Genomic DNA, 21,220 nt, shown 5'->3' with positions numbered 1-21,220 from the left:
TGAGTTTCTAGATAAATATATTAAGTATTACTCTCAACGCGAAATTTAATCTGAACTCTTGCGGTCATATTCAGAGATTTTATTAAATGGAGTACTTTTATGCATGTTCAAACCTATGATTTAAAACAGAGTAACGTCGGATACAGCCTAGGCGTGATTGGTGTAGCATTAGTGTTAGCTTGGATTGGTATTTACAAGTTTACGCCAACTGAAGCGATGCTAATTGAGCCTTTAATTGCAAACCACCCAGCAATGAACTGGCTTTACAAACTGTTCTCAGTACAAGCTGTCTCTAACATGGTGGGTGGCGCGGAAATCGTTGTTGCGATTGGACTGCTCGTTGGATTTAAGAAACCGACAATTGCTTTCTATTCAGGTATTGCAGCAGCGGCTATCTTTGTTGTGACACTGAGCTTTCTAGTCACCACGCCAAACGTTTGGAAAGTATCGGATGGCATCTTAGTCACTAACTTCTTCCTAGTGAAAGATATTCTGTTTTTGGCTATCGCTATTAGCGTAATCGAACGTAACAAGCCTCAGAAGTAAATGTAAATCTAATAAGTGGCCGTAAACCTAAAGATCTATTTTAAGTAACATAAAACCATAAGCTGGCTAGAAGGACGCTGCCAGCTTCTAATGAATAAGGCACTGATACTCACCTACTCAGCTAATACCTTACGATAATAATTAGCGTCTTGATTTTGCCCTTTGAATAACGCGTAATTCTCTACACGCTCAACTAAGCCAAAACCGGCCTTGGATAAAATCTTGTTGGAACCAACATTACCCCCTAACGCATAGGCATCCACATATTTAAGGGAAGAGTGCTCCGCCAAATAGATAAGTAACTTCCTCACCGCGTTAGACGCAATGCCTTTAGAACTAAAGGAGTGACCCACTCGATAGCCTAGCTCTCCTCGTTCTCCGTGTTCGTCGATGTCACGTACATTAATCCTACCGCAGATAATCCCTTGTTCATCTTTTATCAACATAGGAATCATCTCATCACTTTCATATTCCGCTAAAAAACTAGCAATCTGCTTCTCTACACCTGAAAGTGAATAAAAACTTTCTTCCCGTGGTGGTACAGACATCTCGAACCAATCTCTATTGTCTACTTCAAATTCCAAGAGCGCCCTAGCATCACTTGTTTGAAGTAAATGCAAAAATACATCCATACGAGTACTCCCAATGGTTATTTCGAAAGCCTTGCCTACGATTGAAATTCGAGTACCCAAATCTCTGAGTAAACGGTACGTCACTACTTATTTCAGAGTTAGCAGCTGAAAGTGAGGTTCTAGTGGGCATAGGAAGATATTTTTTAATAGAAGTGAATGGGGCGTGACATTTAAGCAACCCACCCCATCAATTATATACATACTTAACGACTACGGTTTACTCGATACTACCCAATTAGTTCCGTCAGTACTTTTTTCGTATACAGAAGTTTGATCTGACGATGTTATTCTTCGTGAATATGTCGTCGGAGATGCACGAAAGAGTGTTTTCCAATAGGTGATTTCTTTACTCTGATCATTAACTATCTTTGACCGTATGACCTTAGATGCGTCACCTAATTCATTACTAGAGTAATCTTTATATCTACCCATAATGTTTGTTTTGATATTTTCAGTATCTAAACTATTTAAATGACTTTTAACATTAACGACTGTCGATAATCCAAAGTCATCGCCTTTTCCAAAAGTATGCTCATTCCAGTCGACATAAGTACGATTTAATTGTTCTTTGATGCTCTTGTTATATTTCCAAGTTGAAGTAGTTCTAGAGACTATTTTATTTGTTAGATCCAGAGATTGACAATTTACTAAGTTATGTATATTACCATCGTAGGCAATGTTAGATAGTACATTATCAAATTTATCATCTTTAATAATGATTTTCTCTGTGAATGTACACCCCGGACGGATGCTGCTATTAAAGTTGTTAATACTAGCAATATCAAAAGTATTGTTGTAAACACCCCACTGAGTTGAAAGGTTAACCGATGTGGACTCAGACAACACTTCCACCTCTGTTAACAAATCATCGCTCATTTTTGTGGTTGTTTGCTTTGCTGATTGATTAGTACCTAGAGAAGAAATATAAACCTTTTTATACCAATTCCTAGCGCCGTTTTCATCTTTGAAGTAGTAATGAACTTGCACATAGCTATTGGGGTTGGTTTGTTGTAAATCTTTTGTATCTGTGAACGATTTCTTTAGACCTGTTACGATATTTTGGGCCTTTAAGGCAAGGTCACTATCTTCGGATGCAATAAAGTCACCATAAATTTTAGCCTCAGAAATATTATATGTGCGAATTGTTTCTGTAAGAGCATGCTCTAACGCTTGAGCCTGTTTAGTTTGTTTTTCTATATCGCTCATTAGATCCTGACACGTATAGTTACTTTTACCATTACTGGTTTCTACTGTCGCCCATAAAGATGAAGTTAAAGGGGTGATAAAACGGTTTTTGAAATCGACCTGTTCTTTAAATTCAGGGGGTAAGACCATACGATAAGCATTTTTTACAGGCCCCAAATCTTCATCAATAGCGCCAACAGGAACATCTACTATCGTTGGAGCATAACCAAGGCATTTATCTTGGGTTTCATTTAGGTCAAGCTCATAACTACCACCTTTTGTAGTTAAAGCTCTAGGTTCAGTGTTTGCGTTATACTTACCATCATTATTTATATCTAGAAAAACGGTAGCGCCTACAATATAACCATCGATTACTTTTCCAGTAGCTTTTTTGTGAATTGTCGGATTACTCCCACCATCACCGCCACCACCACAAGCTGATAAAGCCAGAACGCACAAAATTGGTATCATCATTTTCATTTAAATGGATCTCTATTATTTGTTGAGATTTAAAAATATTAAAATAGTAATACTCTTAAATTAGTTAACGAATTCGATTTTGTTTAATGTCATTTACAGCCCTTCACATATTATTGCCCATACATATATCAACCTGTTTTCACATTGCTAATTAACCTTCTTGGTTTGGAAAAGTGAAAGCCTTGGAATAAGATGTTAGATTTTTTTGGAAGTAGTCGTAGATGTTGAGGATTTTCAACGCCTTCGACAATCAAGGTTACATCAATACGCTCAGATAGCTTAACCATAAACTTAAGTGTCTCATTGGCCACAATATCTTCCTGACATTTTTGTAGTAACGACTTATCTAGCTTAATAAAATCAAAATATTTTTCTGATAAAAGGTTAAAATTGGAGTAACCACATCCAAAATCATCAATAGCAAATCGAAAACCTGCCCCTTTAAGAGCAATTATATTTTCTTTAGCATAACTATGTAAAAGACCCTCACTATATTCAACTGTTTCAAATATTATCTTACTTCTTAACTCTGGAACTAATTTGGTTAATTCCATTACATCATCATAAAAGTCAACGATACTTAAATCTGCATGACTAATGTTAACACTGATATTAGGAAGTGTATCTTGAGTGTTTTTTGCGTATTCAATTATTTTTTTAAAAATTATAATGGTTAATGAGTAATGTAGGTGCGGCTCCGTTGCCAATAATGGCATAAATACACCAGGACCTCCGAACTCTGTGCGTTTCCACCTAAGCAATATTTCCCAAAGGTACTCTTTAGAAGTATTCATACTATAAACGACGGGTTGATAAAAAAGCTCGAACTGAGTCCCTCCCTTTTTTATATCGTGATGTAAAGCTTGGATTACCGAACGGGTTCTAACGTTTTTTTCATAGTCATTAATGTTATATATGTAGACACCATCAATAGATTGAAGTGACTTTTTAACACTGTAAGCCATTCTTCTAAACAACTGATTTTTATCTTGGGGTTTATCAAAATTAGATAGGATCATGCTAGCAAGAGAATAATCAAAAGTTAGGGTTTTATCGCCTACTTTCTTTTCATGAGGCAAAGAGAATTGAATTTTTTGTTGCTGCTCAAGGATTTTTTTTTCTTCCCAGGGAGTATCGCTTTCAAATACAAGAACAATGTATTTGTCTTCAAACAAACCGATAACCCTTGGTGAAAGTGTCTCACTTAGGTAGTGATGTAATTCTGTTTTAACTATTCGACTAGTTTTTGAATCGAAAAACTTATAGAAATCTGCAGATCTCCCAACACAGATTACATGCATGATCTTGTAGGTACTTCTGTTTGTTCTTAATAATTTTTCTTGAATATAGTTGATGTTAGGTAAATCTGTTTCTTCACAGAAAAAACGTTTGAGCCTTTGTTTATTTTGTTCTCGTTCAAGTCTTTGCTGAACAAAAGATAGCTTTTTTTTACCTTCCGACGACTTCAGATGAAATGATGTGCATATTATTAGTAATGTAATAAAAAACAGACAAAGTAAATTAACAGTAGACAACACGGCACCCCGAATAAAGTGATATGCATCGCATTTTGCGATGCAACAGAATGATTGTATTCTTACTTATGAGACTCACACAAATAAAAACAAATCTGACCACTTAATAGTCATCTACTTGAATTGAGTGTAATTGTGCAAATTTATAAATATCATGCACGAAAACACCACTAACCGCATATTGTACATCCCGTAATATCCCGACAACTTCATCACATAATAGCCACCAAATTACGCCACAGTGCCATTTCAGGGGGGTAATGATTGCATCGCTTTTTTTAGTATTTATTTACGCTATAAAAAACTGACAGTGATCGCGATATTTAATGGGGAGGAATTGAAATCAGCAACTTTATCTGGGTTACATCACTACATACCCTTGATGAAACCAATCTGTTTGGAAGTGAAACAAACCATAAATTTAATCAAATGCACGCTAGAGGGTAAGTTAAGTCCTAACGCAAACACCTAATCCTAACCTCAACTATCTGAATAGATGGGAAATCTCAATTGAAAGGAGAACAGGACATTTTGATGGATAAAACTAAATAAAAGAGGGAGTCGTTCTGTATAATTAACTGAACAATAATTGATGATGGGGAAACTAACGAAGAGTCATAGTTCGTAGCGACGTAAAGTCGTCAACAGCTAACGTTGTTGTAGGTATTAGCAGAATCATCCAGTACGAATCAGCACTGAGGTAGTAAAGCTACATAAAGGCTGGTCAAGGCAATCTGCAATGAATGGTTTAGTGTAATTACACTAAGTTACTGTCGAATGGGTAGTCGCTGGATATATTTGGCCAGTATTACTGTGAGTTTGCCAAATCATCGGTAGAAGATAACGCAATTAAGGTTACTATGTTTATCTCGGTACCTCTGATTATTTTAGCTTTCACAACAATTCGGCTATCAGTATCCTGTAATAAGTTATCTCAATGGCCTGTACGCTTTCAAGTCAATAAAACAACCCAACCAACACGACTGACAACAGTACACCGCCGATAAAACTCGGGCCGTGGAATGGCCTAGCTTTAGATTTAACGTACTCTTTCTTAAGGTCTTCTTGGTAAGTTTTAACGGCGAGTTCTTTTACGTAGTTATTTTGCATAGTAAGCTCCTTCTTATTGGGTAAGAGAAGCTTAAGACTTGAAGTTAGGTTGAGGTAAATAAAAATTTTGCATTAATTGATTACTTCGGGATTGTTACTCTAAAATGACTCTGAACACATCATTGTTCACACCGCCAACATCCACTAACTCTCCCGGCTTCATAAGAAGTAAGGTGTTTAATTGGCGCTTTGAACGTGGTGCTCTATTTTCTCTGATCACTAACATATCAACTAAGTAACCTGAGTTTTGCTTTGATAGTGAGCCCGAGAAAGTAACACTCTCTCTTCTATCGGCTAGAACCGAATTAAATGTTTTATCTTCTAACACACCCGCCGAGATCGACGTCTCACCATAAAAAAGCGTGATAGTTGTTGGGTCGAGTACCAACTCTTGATTGGACGAACACCCTACTAGGGTAAGGTATAGCAGTAAAATGGCCCGAAATTGCATAAACTGGTTTTCTTTCTTACGTTAAGCATCTGTTTTTCATATTAAGACACTTCGACTCAATAAGCACCATATGTCGAGTGTAAGCTTAATTGTATCGCTTCGAATAAGTTATGTAGCGAGGCTTGGGATTGGCAGTATCTGTGGTGAGTTAGCAGATCAGACCGCCGGCTTATGTTTCGACTCAATGTTTAAGAGCTAAAGCCGAGATCTGATCGCTGTTATTAGGAAAGGTTACAACTATGTTTAAGCAATAACATCTTGTGGTGGTGTACCTTCGCAGTTGGAAACGACTGCATCAATTTGAATTAGAGCATTCATAGGAATCTCTGAAACCCCAACCACCGTTCTTGCCGGTAATTCAGCATTAAAGAATGTTGTGTAGACCTCGTTCACTGTATCAATGTCTGAAACATTTTTAAGCTGAATATTAATTTTCACAGTATCGTCCATACTATGATCAACACTTTCAATGATCGCCTTAATATTTTGTAAACATTGTTCCGCTTGCTCTTTTACACCACCAGCAACCATTTCATTTGTTTTCGGGTCTAAAGGTAATTGGCCTGAAATATGATTGTAGTGAGAGAAAGCAACGGTGTGCGAATAAGCCATGAAAGGGGCATCGACAGTATTATTAGCTTCAATAACCAACAAGCGAGTGTCTTCTGGTAATTGCGGCGGTGTACCGTCGCCATGTGAAACGGATGTATCAATTTGAATTAAAGCGCCCATTGGTAGTTCAGCAGCATTAACAACCGTTCGCGCTGGTACATAACTTGGGAAGAACTTAGCGCAAACTTCATTTACCTTTTCTGCATCTTCAACATTTTTAAGGTAGATAGTGGTTTTAACCACATCATTCATGACATGACCGATACTCTCTAGAATCGTTTTAATGTTTGCTAAACATTGTGTCGTTTGCTCTGTGATACCACCTGAAACCAACTCACCTGTATTTACATCGATAGGCAATTGAGCTGAAAGGTTGTTGTAGTGAGAAAAAGCCGCTGTCTGCGTCGATACAGCACTTTGAGGCGCATTATCTGTATTTCTTGAGACCTTAACTAGTGCGCAAGGTGCTTGTGGTTTAGTACCTTCGCCGTTCGAAATAAGAGCATCCATTTGAACTAAAGCGTCACTGTTCGGTAGCGCAGCTACACCCACGACTGTACGTGTCGGCAGGCTGTTGTTGAAGAAGCTTGCGTAAACCTCATCAATAGCATCGATATCAGAAATATTCTTAACGAAAATATTGATCTTTACGACATCATCCATAACATGGTCAATGCTTTCAACAATAGAGTTAATATTACTCAAGCATTGTGCTGCTTGGTCTTTAATATCTCCAATAACTATTTCACCTGTTTTAGGGTCAACAGGCAGTTGAGCAGAAAAGTTATTATAATGAGAAAAAGCGACCGTTTGTGTAGATACAGAATTAATTGGTGCATTTTCAGTATTTCTTGAAATTTTAATGATATCGCTACTCATCGGAATTATCCTTTTAATAATATAGGAATACGTATTTATATTTAACAATCGTATTGGAAAGAATGATTAAAGTAGCGCCATGTTAAGTGAATTATTTTAGGGTAAACGTGATATACATCAGACTCTCAGTTGACTATAAATCAGCAAGTTACAGGATAATTAGTCATCAAGCGACTAATTATCCGTCACATTAGGCTTTATCAACTGCTAAATTCTCTTTAATTTTAAGTCTATTCAATAATCCTGAATACTCTCTCAGGTAATTGAAAGGATAATTACCAAAATTTAGATGATATTTGATAGGTTGTTCACACTAAAACTCCGTTACTAGCTAGGTTAGTAACTTTATCCCTTATACCCGTGCATAAACTCTTAGGCTATTTAATTAATTATTTTCGAGAGCTTATTTTATATAAGTACGTTAATAATATATTCGAGAATCAAATACCTACAATCTGACAATGCCTATGATTAGATACATTTACTCATATAATTCAACAAATATGAGACTCAGGGGGATGACATGAGAAGTATGGTGTTCAGCCAAGACATGGGCTTTCAGGAATCACGATGGCATCAACGAAGAGCAATCGACACCATAGCTTTTGGCACCATAGCTCTCAACACCATAGCTCTCAACAGATAGTTTCGTTGAAAGAAGAGCTAAACCGCTCTTGGAGTGGTATTGAAGTGGCGCTTAAATTCGCGACTGAATTGGGATGGGCTCGAGTAGCCGACTCGGCGAGCAGCATCGCTGATTCGTAAGCCTTCTAGTTGAATCAGTTCTTTGGCTTTGTTGAGTCTTACCTTCTTCAAATATTGAAGAGGAGATTCAAAGGTGACATTACGGAATGCATTGTGGAAGGCAGACACGCTCATGTTGGCTTCGTCGGCAAGCGATTGAACAGTGATGGTTTGGTCGTACTCTTCATGCACTTTAGACAGCGCTTTAGCGACACGTGCGTAATGGCCGTCATGATGAGCTAAATCAAACAACACACGCCCTTCTGAACCGGTTAGGGCGCGGTAGACAATTTCGCTGACCATGGCATCGCCCAATATATTGGCTTCAATGTCACAATGTAGAGTTTTGACCAATCGAGTAAAGCTCTCCAGCATTTGCTCTTCCATTGGCGTCGATTCTAAGCCGCTCGAATTCTGCTTGTGCTTGTTGCAGTAGCTCTCTAGAAAGCCTTGGTCTTCCAGCTTTTTGACTAAGCTGTGCAAGCGCTGAGAATCGATGCTTATCGACAAACCAAGCAATGGTTCGCCATTTACAGGTAAGGCTTCACACTCCAATGGCATTGGCACGCCTACCACAAGATAATCACCAGCAGCGTAAGTAACGGGTCTATCGCCAATATAGATGTTCTTTTTGCCCTGCCCGAGCATGATAATACCCGACTGGTAAGTGAATGGCTGACGTTGATTCCCGCCACTGCTTCTATACAACCACACACCGCCAATTTCAGTTTCTCTGATCCCTTCGAGATCATCCCAACCTTTGTGTTCTACATAAGACTGTAACAACTGCGCGAGTGTTTTCATAAGTGGCGACTTTCCATTCCAAGTGCTAAGAGTAAGTAAGCTAAAGCAGAGAAAGAATATCAACTTTGTAGAAATAGGCAATTTATTTGGAGAATCAGCTCTTCATCACCCTAGATTACTGTACTAATATGCAAATATAGAAATTGAGCAATCAAATAAAATAACAAATTGAGCTTTACACAAGGAATCTCTAATGCAATTCACTTATGTTAACCCTACAGTTATCCACTTCGGCCAAGGCCAAATCAACGCTATCAACCAAGCGGTTGATACTTCGAAGAAAGTACTAGTCATCTACGGTGGCGGTTCAATCAAAAGCAACGGTGTTTACGACCAAGTTGTCGCTTCTCTAAAGGATCACGCTTGGATTGAGTTCGCTGGTGTTGAAGCTAACCCAACCAAAGAGACGCTAGATAAAGCCGTCGCTCTTGTTAAAGAAGAAAACGTAGAGTTCATTATCGCTGTTGGCGGTGGTTCAGTAATCGACGGTTCTAAGTACGTTGCTGCGGCAGCTAAATACGACGGCGACGGTTGGGATATCCTAGCGGGCAAACACCAAGTTACTGAAGCAACCCCTATTGGTGCTGTACTGACACTCCCTGCGACAGGTTCTGAATCTAACATGGGTGCTGTAATCACTCGTAAAGAGACTCAAGAGAAACTGGCGTTCATGAACCCTGCAGTACAACCTAAGTTCGCGGTTATGGACCCAGACGTAATGAAGTCTCTGCCAGAGCGCCAACTGATCAACGGTCTAGTTGATGCGTGGGTTCACGTATGTGAGCAATACATCACAATGCCAACAGACGCGATGGTTCAAGACGGTTACGCAGAAACACTGCTTAAGAACCTACTTGTACTGGGTAAGCAATACGACGAGCGTGACAACGACGCATGGCGTGCAAACCTAATGTGGACTGCAAACCAAGCGCTTAACGGCCTGATTGGTACTGGCGTTCCTCAAGATTGGGCAACACACATGATTGGCCACGAATTCACAGCACTATGGCACGTAGACCACGCACGTTCTCTTGCGATTGTTCAACCTTCACTACTTCGTAATCAAATCGAAGCGAAGCGTGGCAAGCTAGAGCAAATGGGTCGCAACGTATTTGGCCTAGAAGCGGGTGCTGATTTAGCCGAGCGCACTATTGCTGCAATCGAAGCCTTCTACCACAGCCTAGACGTTGCAACTATGTTCGACGGTTACGAAGCAACGAAAGCGGCAGCAATCGACAACGTTGTTGCTCAACTTGAATCACACGGTTACCTAGAGCTTGGCGAGAACAAAGCAATCACGCCTCAGAAAACACGCGAGATTCTAGAGTCTGCAATTCAATAACAGTCAAAATTAGAGCAAGGAAAACAAGGTTCTAAAGAAAATCACCATAATCTAAAAATTTATTCCGTGAAACTGAACCAAATTCTTTGCCTTTGCGTATATCCTCAAGCAGCGTCCAAATCAGGCGCTGCTTTTTAATTAGCCCTACAAGATGCTATTAAATTCTCATAAGTCCTTAATTTAATGTGCAATCATATTTCTATATTGTTAAGGTAAACCTGTCTCTTTATTAGGTATGAACAACGATTTGAACAATCTCAAGGAAATGGTTAAGTTTAAGTCACTTAACAAGTGGTATGGTGATTTTCATGCCCTAAAGGATATCGATTTAAAGATTGAACAAGGAGAGATACTGGTGATTTGCGGGCCATCAGGTTCGGGTAAATCAACTTTAATCCGTTGTATCAATCAGCTAGAACCTTTCGAAAGTGGCGAGCTTTGCGTGTTAGAACAAGTACTTCCGAGTAAATTCAACACACCTGGCCAAGTCGGAATGGTGTTTCAGCATTTTCATTTATTCCCCCATCTTACCGTGCTTGAAAACCTGACTCTGTCTCCAATACGTACGCTGAAAAAAAGCAAACGAGAAGCCGAGAAGCTTGCAATGCACTATCTCGAGCGCGTACACATCGCTGAACAAGCCAACAAATACCCAGTACAACTTTCTGGCGGTCAGCAACAACGTGTAGCTATCGCCCGTTCGCTGTGCATGAAGCCTGAATTACTGCTTTTTGATGAACCGACTTCAGCGCTTGATCCGGAGATGATCAACGAAGTGCTCGACGTGATGGTTGAACTGGCGAGCGAAGGTATCACCATGGTGTGTGTGACCCACGAAATGGGCTTTGCGAAACAAGTGGCCGACCGCGTTATCTTCATGGATGAAGGACAAATTGTGGAATCGAATACGCCACAAGCGCTCTTTGAAAACCCTCAACATGAACGTACTCAAGCGTTCCTAAATCAGATCCTGACTTATTGATGTTGATTCGAATTATTAAACCCGCCCTATCTGCTTTGGTACAGATTGTTGTACTGGTGGCTGCTGTTGTTTGGATTCTCGACTCTGGTGCACAAACCATGGGATACAGCTGGCAATGGGAGCGTGTGCCGGACTATATTGCTTTCTATGAAGATGGTGAATGGTGGCCTGCAGAATTAGTTGAAGGGCTACTGGTTACCATCAATATCTCTTTGATTTCTTTGGTTGCTACGCTGATCATTGGTTTAACGACAGCACTATTGAGAAACTCAAATTCTGTGGTTGGACGCACCTTAGCCACCAGCTATGTTGAGTTAATTCGTAACACGCCGTTATTGGTACAAATTTATTTGCTCTATTTTGTATTTGGCCCCGTGTTAGGGCTGGATCGCTTTAGCACTGCCGTTTTAGCCTTGGCACTTTTCCAAGGCGCTTACACCGCCGAGATATTTCGTGCCGGTTTAAATGGTATTGCGAGAGGACAATTTGAAGCAGCTCAATCCTTGGGCTTATCAAAGACCTATACTTACTGGGATGTGATTCTTCCTCAGGTGGTGCAACGTACCTTGCCACCTTTGACTAATGAAGTGATCTCTCTTATTAAAAACTCTTCAATTGTGAGTGTCATGGCTATTTTTGACCTGACGACTGAAGCCAGAAACATTGTTTCTGAAACCGCGATGCCATTCGAGATTTGGTTCTCTGTGGCGATCATTTATCTTGCTCTTACACTTTCACTTTCTGCCGTTGCTGCTTGGCTTGAGCATAAGCTCGGGGCTAACTGGCGAACACAATAAGGATTTATCAGCATGAAGCTATTTAAAACCGCGATTACAGCCCTACTTGCGCTTGCCGTAAGTTTGCCTGCACTTGCTTCTGAAACGCCTAACCTCGATAAAATCAACGAACGTGGCTCACTGCGCGTTGGGATGTCGACATTTGTTCCTTGGGCGATGCGTAACAAACAAGGCGATCTCGTTGGCTTTGAAATCGACGTGGCGAAACGCCTTGCCGAAGATTCTGGTTGGAAAGTCGAATTTGTACCTACGGCATGGGACGGTATTATCCCTTCTCTATTATCGAAAAAATTTGATGTAATCATCGGCGGTATGTCTATCACTGAAGCGCGAGCTAAAAGCGTATTGTTCACTGAACCTTACTCGCACTCTGGCGTTCAACTGGCGGCTAACAAAGAGCTAGCGGAAGGTTTTACTCAGATCTCTGATTTTGATTCTCGCCGCGTAAAAATTGCAGCACGTCGTGGAGCATTCACGGTTCAAGTCGCTCGTGAAACCTTCCCTAAAGCGAAAGTTCTACAGTTCGATGACGATGCTCAAGCATTCCAAGAAGTGTTAAACGGCAACGCGCACGCGGTTATCGCGTCTAGCCCGAAACCAGAACACGAAACGATCAAAAATGCAGACACGCTATTTATTCCATTTGAAGAGCGTCTATCAAAAGGTAACGAAGCATTTGCAGTTCGCCTAGGTGAAACTGACAAGGCAGAATTCTTCAACGAATGGATCAAAGCACGTACTGAAGACGGTTGGTTGAAAGAGCGTTACGAGTACTGGTTCTCTACTCTAGATTGGCAGGACCGGATTGCTCAAGGTCAGTAATCTGAACTTTTGCTAGTGAATCGAGGCAGTGCGTTGTCTGCACTGCCTCGATTCGGCAACTTGATTCGCTTTAATGATGATCTAAAACTCAACAAAACAGCCTACTAATTATTATTGTTTAAACAGGAATGACGTGAGTAGTACTAGCGCATTAACAACACCTAAGCCCAACGTTTATATGAAGCCTTGGTATCAACGCCTTAACCTTTTGGATGGCGTGTTACTCGCTGTCATTTGTGTGTTTGCAGGCTGGCTTTATTATCGTTCTGCTGTTGGTATCAACTACCAGTGGCGCTGGGAAGATGCGTTTACCCTAATTTTCATTCCACCTTCTCAAGGCAGTATTCCCTACTTCTTCCAAGGCTTGATCGCTACACTGCGCTTGAGTGTCTGGAGTATGGTGTTAGCACTCTCTTTTGGCACATTGTTAGGTGTAGCAAGACACTCAAAGATCGCTTTCTTCAAAACACCGGCACTGATTTTTATCCAGTTGGTTCGAAATATTCCGCCACTGGTGTTTATCTTCATATTCTATTTCTTCGTTTCTAACCAACTGATTCCATTACTTGGTTTAGAAAGTATCTTACGTGAACACAATGGCGAGATTAACGCTGTTCAAGCCTTTCTGTTTGGTCCTGCTAACCTTTGGGAAAACTTAGCGTCTGGTGTTATCTGTATTGGTTTGCTCTCTTCGGCTTACATTGCGGAAGTGATTCGAGCGGGTTTAGAAGGTATTCCTAAAGGCCAATGGGAAGCGGCCGATTCGCTTGGCTTGTCTGCATTGTCTAAGTATCGATTTGTGGTTGGCCCACAAGTATTAACGGCCATCACCCCACCATTGGCAGGCCAAGCAATCTCCTTGATTAAAGACACGTCGATTGTGTCTCTGATTTCGATCCAAGAGATGACGTTTGTTGGTACTGAGATGGCAAACTCATCGGGGTTGATCTTCGAGATCTGGCTGATTGTAGGCTTCGTATATTTTGCTTTATGCTTTGCGCTTTCGCGTCTGTTCAAAGTGATTGAACAACGTTCTAGTGTTTACCTTAACCATCAGTAACGTCATTAATTAATAGTACCGACTCGCCCGACCATTCCTTTCCCTTATCAAGTTCACCTGATTGTTTTAAGCTATTGACCAATCGGGATTTATCCCTTCATATTTCTTCTTAGAAACACAGCGAAATACTCGTCTAATCACTATACTTGAAGTATCGAACTACGTTGATTCTTCTCAAGGACATCACTCAGCATGGACAATCATAAAGAAAGAGCTTTTTACGCCGTTGTCGGCGCATTGGTTGGAGACGCCGCTTCCATGGGGTTGCACTGGCTGTATGACCAAGAGAGGATCTTACACGTGGCTGGTTTCGAGCCAGAATTTCGCTCACCGAATCAGTTCGATTATCAAGACAAAGGCTACTTTGCGCACCAAGGAAAAACGTCCGGTGAGCACTCGCAATACGGTGCTCAGTTATTGGCGATGGTCGATAGTTTAGTCGACAACCAAAAATACGATGAAGCGAGCTATATTCAACATTTCCGCAAATGGTTTGATTTCGGTGGTAGTTGGCAAGGCTACATTGATAAAGCGACGCGCATGAGCTTGCTGAACATCCATCAATTAGAACTAGAGGGCGCCCCGATTACTGCCTGTGGCGCAGACGATACGCAGCTCCCCGCAGTTTCAAAGATCATTCCATTAGTAGCCTGTACTTATACCTCTCACACCTTACCAGCGATGGTAGAGAGCGCGGTACGAGTGACCAACAACAACGACAAAGCCGTGGAATGGGCGCAAGCCATCACCCTGTTGATTCAAGCAGCGATTCAAGGCAACTCACCATTACAGTCCGTAGAAATGGTGCGACAAACTTGCAGCAGATTTATACATGATCAAATCGATGAAGCATTGGCTGAACCTGAGCTTTCAATAACAGATGCCGCGAAGAAGTTTGGATTGCATTGTGAACTGAGTGCCGCATTTCCCTTGCTAATTCGCATCATTGCGGGTGCTCAGAGCTATAAACAAGGTATTCGAGACAATATCTTATGTGGCGGTGACAGCTGCGGGCGTGCGATTGTGATTGGCGCGGTATTAGCGGCGTGTTTCTACGAAGAAGACGGAGCGATTCCAACAGAATGGCTGAGCCAAGTAGAACTCAATTGTGGTGTGCTGTCTTTGCCTATTGAGTGATTCCCACAATAACAAATAAGGCGAAAGCGCCTCTCGACTCCTTGCTCGAGAGGCGCTTTTCTTTTCACTAGAATGACTTAAACGGATAACTTCAATTTCGAGCAATACCCCTTCCGGATCTCTACGACCGCCAGTTTATTGCGCTAACCAAACCTAAACGCTAAAGCCTTCTCTAGAACTGATAAGCAGCAGAAAGCTTGTAGTTACGGCCTGGTTCATAGTCATCCAAGGTAAAGCCTCTTGCCGTACCTGAACGAGAAGCGTGTGAGGTGTATTGCTCATCAAACACGTTATCGATACCAAAGGTGACAGACAATCCATCAAGATTCGATGGCACCCACTGAGCAAACAGGTTATGAACGTCATAGCCTTCTTTTTTCGGCTGACCATCGAATACGTTGTCTTCGTCTTTAACAAACATCGAATTCCAACCAAAGATAGTCTCAAGCGCTTCAGACTGATAATCGAGTGTCAGCGTAATGCTGTCACCCATATCAATACTTCGACCATTGCCACCTGCGACTGCACCGCCTGTATCTTTATTTTTAGTCTCTAAAAGCGCATAGGACAGCTTACTGTTAAACATCTCGTAGCCATAAGATAGGCTCGCCTCGAAGCCCTTTATCTCAACGTCACCTAGGTTATAAATCAAATAACTCTTACTTGCACGTTGATACTTTTCGGCAATATAGTCATCAATATTAGTTTGGAATACTGTCAGGTTGGCACCAATAAAGTGATTATCCAAGCGCTTATCGAAACGGACACCACCTTGCGTGTTCTGCCCTGTCTCAGCCTTCAGATCGTTAGCCAAATAAGCGACATCTTGGTAAGCAATAAAGCTCTCCATCAACTCCGGGCCTTTGAACAACGAACGTGTACTCGCGAACAGCGTCCAATCTTGAGTAACATCCCATTGAGTGGCCAACGACCAAGTTACATCGTCAAAATCTTCGCTACCAACTTCTGCTTTACGTTGGTAATCATCAAAACGAAGCCCTGCCGTGACCGAGAATGCTTGAGTAAAGTAGAACTGATCTTCAACAAAAAGGGCTGTAGAGATTGCTGACTCGTCCATAAACTTGCTGCTGCCGTAATAGCTGCTCGATGACTTGTCCATATAGTCAAAGCCATAAGTCGCGATGTTATCAAACGACATCAGGCGATAATCGGATTGGAACTTTGCGTTGAGACCAAAGTTTTGGTTTTTAGCCGTGTTTTTGGATAAGCGATTAGCAGGCCAACGTGGTGCCATAACACTTTCATCTCGCTGAATCTCAGTTTCCGTGTTGTATAGAGTCACGTTACCTTGATGACTTTCACCACGCAGCTCATAGCTGGCCGTGATGGTGTCACGGTTGTAATCGGTGGGAATGAGGATGTTTTTAGACAAACCCACGTTCGTACCACCCGACATATCAGGGCGTGGGCTGTAATCACCGTTATCACGGTACATATCATAAGAGAGTTCAAAACGGTGTAAGTCACTTGGCTCAAAACCAATCTTACCTAGAATATTGTATACATCCCCTTCTGAGCCAAAGGTTTCAGTGCCATCACCATCTTCAAAGTTGTCACGGCTCATGTAATGACTGTAAAGCATGGCATCGACGTTATCTGACAACAAACCATACACAGTAAGTGAACCTTGCTGGCTTGCATTCGTGGCATACCCGCCATAAACACGAGCGCCAAAAGTCTCGTCGTAGCGAAGTAGATCTTTGGCATCTTTGGTTTCAAACAGCACTGAACCGCCTAACCCATTTTGCGTCACCGAGTTGTTACCTACTTGGATATCAGCTGATTTCAATATGTCAGGGTTAAGAGTCAAATTACCAATATGATGGAACATGTTGGCGTGCTGAGAAGCGCCATCTAATCGAATGTCTAAGTCAGTTTCGCTTAGGCCGCGAATCGTAATTCGCTGGTTGATCGAGTGCGTTCCCCCAACATCAACACCGGGGATTTCGCGCAGCAAATCTGACATATGGTCAGCTTGCTTCAGTGACATGTCATCTGCAATGATCGATTCAGTGTTGCTTGAGACTTTCGTTCCCCAAACCACAACTTCATCGAAGTGCGATGTACTTTCTTCGGCCATAACAGAGCTACTAAACGTGCTGGCAATTGCGATATAGAGGGCTGAAAGCTTAATTGTTGATCTGACTGGGCTTTCCATAGATTCAATCCTAGATGTAAATGATAATAATTATCAATCATGATAGAGTTGTAACCTATAAATGCACAGATGATTTGCTTATGCAAAAACGCACAGCTGTTATGAGGAACGGTCAAATGAGTGAAGTAACGTCTAAACGGGCTAAAATTGGCAAAGTCACTCTGACTAAAAAGTTGGAGCAAACAGAAAAGCAGATTATTGTCACACAAGGTCAAACTACACAGACATCACTGGCTGAGGGGAAATTTCTTTCTTATCAATATAATGAACTAATATTTATCCACGGTGGCCGCTGTATTGAGCTCGTCGATACTAAGATCATCTCTACCGCTCACGCTTCAGTTCTGATCACCATTCTTTTGGAAGGTAAGCTGTCATTTGGTTACGATGATCTCGAATTTGATCTCGATGCCACTCATCAACCTCAAGGTGTGGTGGTCAACCTCACTAAACCCGCCAATTTCCGTCGAGTGATGACAGCAAGCAATAAACTCAATAAGATTAATATCTTAGTCAAACCAAAATGGTTCGAATCTCGAGTAACCGAAGAGTGTAAATGCCGAAATTTCATCAATACACATAATGCCAACTTCCAATTAGAAGTGACGGAAGAAATCTGGAAGCTTACACAAGACTTGACAACTTGCTCTTCACCCAATAACTTCCATCAGAAGTTGCATATAGAATCCTTAACTCAACAGATCCTTGAGAATTCGATGCATCAACTACCACAAACTTGCTGTCTGGCTTACCAAACTAAACCAAAAATAATAAAACCAGCGACACGTGTAACTAACATTGAACATCAAAGTTATGACGAACGAATTGAGGCTGTAATCTGCTTTATTGAAATTCATCTCGACCAAGAGCTGAGCCTAAAAATGCTTGCTGAGCATTTTTCGATGAGTGTATCTAATATTCAAAGGCGTTTTAAGCAGTCATACAACATGACAATCAACGGTTACATCCGTTTGAGACGATTAGAGATCGCACGCCAGCATTTAGAACGAGGGTTGGTTTCAATCACCGAGGCCGCCTATGAAGCGGGTTATCAGCACCCTTCTAATTTCACCAATGCTTTTAAGAAAACCTTCGGTGTGCCGCCACAAGACATAGCGATTAAGACTTAGTTACATTGATATAAAACTATTTGTTCTATAACTTTAAAAGGCTATATCTAACATCTGCTATGTTGGCCAGGTGACCGCCACATATAAACAAACTGGTCATTCTGCGAAGTAATTTCAAATCCAAACCTCAGATACAAATCTCCAACTCGATTACCTTGTAAATAGCATAGTTCGACGGGTTTATTGAGGCTGTCAGCCTTAGTTAAGCAATCAGCCTTAGTTAAGAAGTCTTTCAGTACTTGGCTACCAATTCCCTTTCCATGATACTCAGGCAGCAAGAAGAATCGGCAAAAATAGAAGTGGTCGCCTTTGTCTTGCAGCAACACACTGCCAATCGCTTTGCTTTGATATTCAATGATTTCAGGTCGTTCTTCTGCCCACTCTTCGGCGTGTATATCTCGTTGAATTTGCTCATCCCAGCCAAAAACAGCTTTGATTGGCTCAAATTCAGCCGCCTTTTTCAGCTCGAACAGAAATTCATAATCTGATGACTGAGCGGGTCTTGTCGAATACTTCAAAATATCTCCAACAATAATCAATGAACTATATAGCCAACGCTCGACTACTGCTTCTTAACGTACTTCGCTGTAACGAGCATTTCACCACCACCATCAAGCTTGCAATCTAACTGATGATCTTTGCCTTCATTTATTCGTCTGATTACCGCTTTAGTGCCGATTTTCAGTACAGAAGAACTGCCTTTAATTTTTAGATCTTTAATGAAGGTAACTTTATCGCCACTTTCCAATACAACGCCATTTACGTCCTTAACACGCGCGGCTTCTCTTTCTAAACGCTCTTCTTCTGGGTTCCACTCATAGGCACACTCAGGGCAGATTAGGTTGTTTTGGTCTGGGTAGACATATTCAGATTGGCATTGCGGACAAGGAGGTAAAGACATACGTTAATACTTCATTTAAATAAAATTTGCGTCCATTTTAATGACTCTTGTTAGGCTTAGCGAGCACAAATCGAACCAATTTTCAGTAGCGTAATTTAACTTAGAAAAGAGCAGTACCTAAAACGAACAAACACAGCCGCTAAGCTGTGTTTGTTTAAGGGCTTGGGAGGCGAAACGGATTAACGTTCGACTTTTGGTGAGTAAATCGAGTAAGCGGTGATTTGCCCTGCCACAATTGCAGAGAACATGAACAACGCCGACAAACCAATACTCGGAATAGGTAAAATCGATTGTTCAAACACCGACTGGCTGGCACTCACTAATACTCGACTACCCGGAACCAAGATGATGATCCCCTGCACGATATAAATAGAGCCCGTGAGCTCCATCTTCTTGGCAATCCAAGTCCCGTACAAAGTAATAAGAACCGTCGTAACCCAAGTACCGACAACCCAACCACTGTCAAAACCTAGATAGAACGGCCCCCACATACCCAGAACTGCCACTGGCAAGCCAAGTAAGATGTCTTTAGGACGCGCATTGAACATCACACCAATCGACACCGAGATCAACACCAAACCAGATATGTGCATCCATGTCGGAACCGCATTCGTATAGTCAATGGAGACCGCTTGTCCCCATATCGCTTCACCAATGTTGAGCCCCATAATAATCCCGACAAACAGCTTTATCAGGGTTAATGCGCTCTGCCCTAACAAACTGGTACCAGAGACGAGATCATTAAACGCCAAACATTCTAGTGCGTTGGCTATGGATAACCCGGGGACAAACAAGACAATCGAAGCGATACATAACGCCCACACCGGGATCGGCAACCCTGTGCTTGCCAAAAATGCCACGAAGATACCCGTTAATAGTGCCGAGATGAATTCAACCGCAATAGCGCGACGTGAATGAAGAACTTGCTGACATACCCAAACCATCAGACCCAGTAATGCAGAAAAGCCAACCGCTTCTAACGTACTGCCAATTAGCATCAGATACGCTGGCGGAATACCCATATTGGCCAGTGCCGTCACAAGTTTAGAGTAACCGACAGGCTCTGGCACAGGCTCACTGCTCGGTTGGTTAATACGAATGATGGTATTGGCCAACAAACTCAAGTTAATCGAAGCAGGCTTTAGACGCTTAAGAATAACGGCGTTGTTATCGTCTGGAAATTGATAATTAATCGCGGTTGGCGTTGCTTGGATCATCACATCAACACCATGCTTTTTTGCATAGAATTGGGTGTATTTCTCTAGCTTGTAAGGAGCACAACCACTGCGATGAAGAGTGTCACCAATTTCAACAATTTTGTTAATTCGGAACTGAGAAGGCATGGGAATTTTAGGGGAGACAAAATGTGCGGCAAATGTACCAAACGATAGACGTAATGACGAGAGTTTTGCATGAATTATCAACTAAATTCGTTACTTTTTCCTTCGAACGCTTAGAGGAGTCTATAACTCCACCCGCTTCGGATTCACTTGATGAATACTTTGGCAGACTGGCAAGTTAAAACAATGCATCCAGATTGTTATTAATGGGCATCAAAATACGAATGGAAATCAGTTTATGTTAACGGTCAAATTGCCTGTATTTATGTTAATTTTGTGATGAGGAAACACCACTAAAATAGGTTTATAAATCCAACTGAGTGGGTCTTAGAAAGAGTGGAGGGTTCTTTGTTGTTTCTCGCCCTACGTTTAACGAGAGTTTAGTCACATTTTATTCACTCTAAAAGCGCCGAACATGATGGAAAAACTAGCGGAGTGGTGGTTATGCGAGCACTTAGAATAAAAATGAAAGAAAAAGGTTTCGTTTTCAGTTAGATGTGGCATTATCAAACTCGTTAAGACGATGTGCGTACATCGTATAATGGCTATTAC

19 protein-coding genes are annotated in these 21,220 nt (G+C 41.4%); 8 read left to right on the top strand and 11 right to left on the bottom strand.

The genetic code is table 11. The annotated features are described in order from the left end of the window. Positions 1-99: 99 nt before the first annotated feature. Complete coding sequence (locus tag AB4513_RS17950; RefSeq protein WP_009845505.1) at positions 100-546, top strand: DUF417 family protein; 447 nt, start codon at positions 100-102, stop codon at positions 544-546. 113 nt (positions 547-659) lie between these two features. Here the strand turns inward: AB4513_RS17950 and AB4513_RS17945 are convergent, their stop codons facing one another. The 7 genes from AB4513_RS17945 to AB4513_RS17915 all read right to left on the bottom strand — a co-directional run bounded on the left by AB4513_RS17945 (position 660) and on the right by AB4513_RS17915 (position 8,978). Next, a complete protein-coding gene (locus AB4513_RS17945) occupies positions 660-1,178 on the bottom strand; it encodes a GNAT family N-acetyltransferase (protein WP_009845506.1) in 519 nt (172 codons plus the stop codon). A gap of 210 nt (positions 1,179-1,388) precedes the next feature. Then, positions 1,389-2,843, bottom strand: coding sequence for a hypothetical protein (locus AB4513_RS17940; RefSeq protein WP_009845507.1), 1,455 nt, complete (start codon positions 2,841-2,843; stop codon positions 1,389-1,391). 128 nt (positions 2,844-2,971) lie between these two features. Beyond that, positions 2,972-4,381 (bottom strand): EAL domain-containing protein, encoded by a 1,410-nt coding sequence (locus AB4513_RS17935; RefSeq protein WP_032555056.1) that lies wholly within the window; start codon positions 4,379-4,381, stop codon positions 2,972-2,974. Positions 4,382-5,335: 954 nt separating this feature from the next. After that, a complete protein-coding gene (locus AB4513_RS17930; RefSeq protein ID WP_009845509.1) occupies positions 5,336-5,488 on the bottom strand; it encodes a hypothetical protein in 153 nt (50 codons plus the stop codon). A 94-nt stretch (positions 5,489-5,582) separates the two neighbouring features. Continuing rightward, positions 5,583-5,939 carry a hypothetical protein gene (locus AB4513_RS17925; RefSeq protein ID WP_009845510.1) on the bottom strand — a complete coding sequence of 119 codons (357 nt, stop codon included), beginning with the start codon at positions 5,937-5,939 and terminating at the stop codon, positions 5,583-5,585. Positions 5,940-6,182: 243 nt separating this feature from the next. Continuing rightward, positions 6,183-7,430 (bottom strand): RidA family protein, encoded by a 1,248-nt coding sequence (locus AB4513_RS17920; RefSeq protein WP_102258323.1) that lies wholly within the window; start codon positions 7,428-7,430, stop codon positions 6,183-6,185. A gap of 663 nt (positions 7,431-8,093) precedes the next feature. Next, the gene (locus tag AB4513_RS17915) at positions 8,094-8,978 is read right to left on the bottom strand and encodes an AraC family transcriptional regulator (RefSeq protein WP_009845512.1); all 885 of its coding nucleotides are present in this window, start codon (positions 8,976-8,978) and stop codon (positions 8,094-8,096) included. A 193-nt stretch (positions 8,979-9,171) separates the two neighbouring features. Between AB4513_RS17915 and AB4513_RS17910 the strand changes: the two genes are divergently transcribed. From AB4513_RS17910 to AB4513_RS17885, 6 genes are all read left to right on the top strand, one after another. Further along, positions 9,172-10,320: an iron-containing alcohol dehydrogenase gene (locus AB4513_RS17910; RefSeq protein WP_009845513.1), complete on the top strand. Its 1,149-nt coding sequence runs from the start codon at positions 9,172-9,174 to the stop codon at positions 10,318-10,320. A gap of 235 nt (positions 10,321-10,555) precedes the next feature. Then, a complete protein-coding gene (locus AB4513_RS17905; protein WP_012600470.1) occupies positions 10,556-11,302 on the top strand; it encodes an amino acid ABC transporter ATP-binding protein in 747 nt (248 codons plus the stop codon). Beyond that, positions 11,302-12,099, top strand: coding sequence for an amino acid ABC transporter permease (locus tag AB4513_RS17900; protein WP_009845515.1), 798 nt, complete (start codon positions 11,302-11,304; stop codon positions 12,097-12,099). Before AB4513_RS17905 ends, AB4513_RS17900 begins: the two co-directional genes overlap by 1 nt. A 12-nt stretch (positions 12,100-12,111) precedes the next feature. Next, positions 12,112-12,921, top strand: coding sequence for a transporter substrate-binding domain-containing protein (locus AB4513_RS17895; protein WP_009845516.1), 810 nt, complete (start codon positions 12,112-12,114; stop codon positions 12,919-12,921). A gap of 133 nt (positions 12,922-13,054) precedes the next feature. Further along, positions 13,055-13,981, top strand: a complete 927-nt coding sequence (locus tag AB4513_RS17890) for an amino acid ABC transporter permease (protein WP_032555058.1) — start codon at positions 13,055-13,057, stop codon at positions 13,979-13,981. Between the two features lie 192 nt (positions 13,982-14,173). Next, the gene (locus AB4513_RS17885) at positions 14,174-15,118 is read left to right on the top strand and encodes an ADP-ribosylglycohydrolase family protein (RefSeq protein ID WP_009845518.1); all 945 of its coding nucleotides are present in this window, start codon (positions 14,174-14,176) and stop codon (positions 15,116-15,118) included. A 172-nt stretch (positions 15,119-15,290) separates the two neighbouring features. Here the strand turns inward: AB4513_RS17885 and AB4513_RS17880 are convergent, their stop codons facing one another. Next, on the bottom strand, positions 15,291-17,297 hold the full coding sequence (locus AB4513_RS17880) for a TonB-dependent siderophore receptor (protein WP_009845519.1): 2,007 nt from the start codon (positions 17,295-17,297) through the stop codon (positions 15,291-15,293). 20 nt (positions 17,298-17,317) lie between these two features. On the opposite strand from AB4513_RS17880, the gene AB4513_RS17875 reads away from it, so the two are divergent. After that, positions 17,318-18,427, top strand: coding sequence for an AraC family transcriptional regulator (locus AB4513_RS17875; RefSeq protein ID WP_032555060.1), 1,110 nt, complete (start codon positions 17,318-17,320; stop codon positions 18,425-18,427). 47 nt (positions 18,428-18,474) lie between these two features. Here the strand turns inward: AB4513_RS17875 and AB4513_RS17870 are convergent, their stop codons facing one another. The 3 genes from AB4513_RS17870 to AB4513_RS17860 form a co-directional block, all read right to left on the bottom strand. Then, on the bottom strand, positions 18,475-18,945 hold the full coding sequence (locus AB4513_RS17870; protein WP_017101368.1) for a GNAT family N-acetyltransferase: 471 nt from the start codon (positions 18,943-18,945) through the stop codon (positions 18,475-18,477). A gap of 44 nt (positions 18,946-18,989) precedes the next feature. After that, positions 18,990-19,328, bottom strand: a complete 339-nt coding sequence (locus tag AB4513_RS17865) for a zinc ribbon domain-containing protein YjdM (protein WP_004731484.1) — start codon at positions 19,326-19,328, stop codon at positions 18,990-18,992. A gap of 179 nt (positions 19,329-19,507) precedes the next feature. Next, positions 19,508-20,671: a threonine/serine exporter family protein gene (locus AB4513_RS17860; RefSeq protein ID WP_009845522.1), complete on the bottom strand. Its 1,164-nt coding sequence runs from the start codon at positions 20,669-20,671 to the stop codon at positions 19,508-19,510. Between the last annotated feature and the right edge of the window lie 549 nt (positions 20,672-21,220).

The sequence above is a fragment of the Vibrio sp. 10N.222.54.E6 genome, from assembly GCF_041473955.1.
Taxonomy (GTDB): Bacteria; Pseudomonadota; Gammaproteobacteria; order Enterobacterales; family Vibrionaceae; genus Vibrio; species Vibrio tasmaniensis_A.
This window is presented reverse-complemented; position numbering and strand designations above follow the sequence as displayed.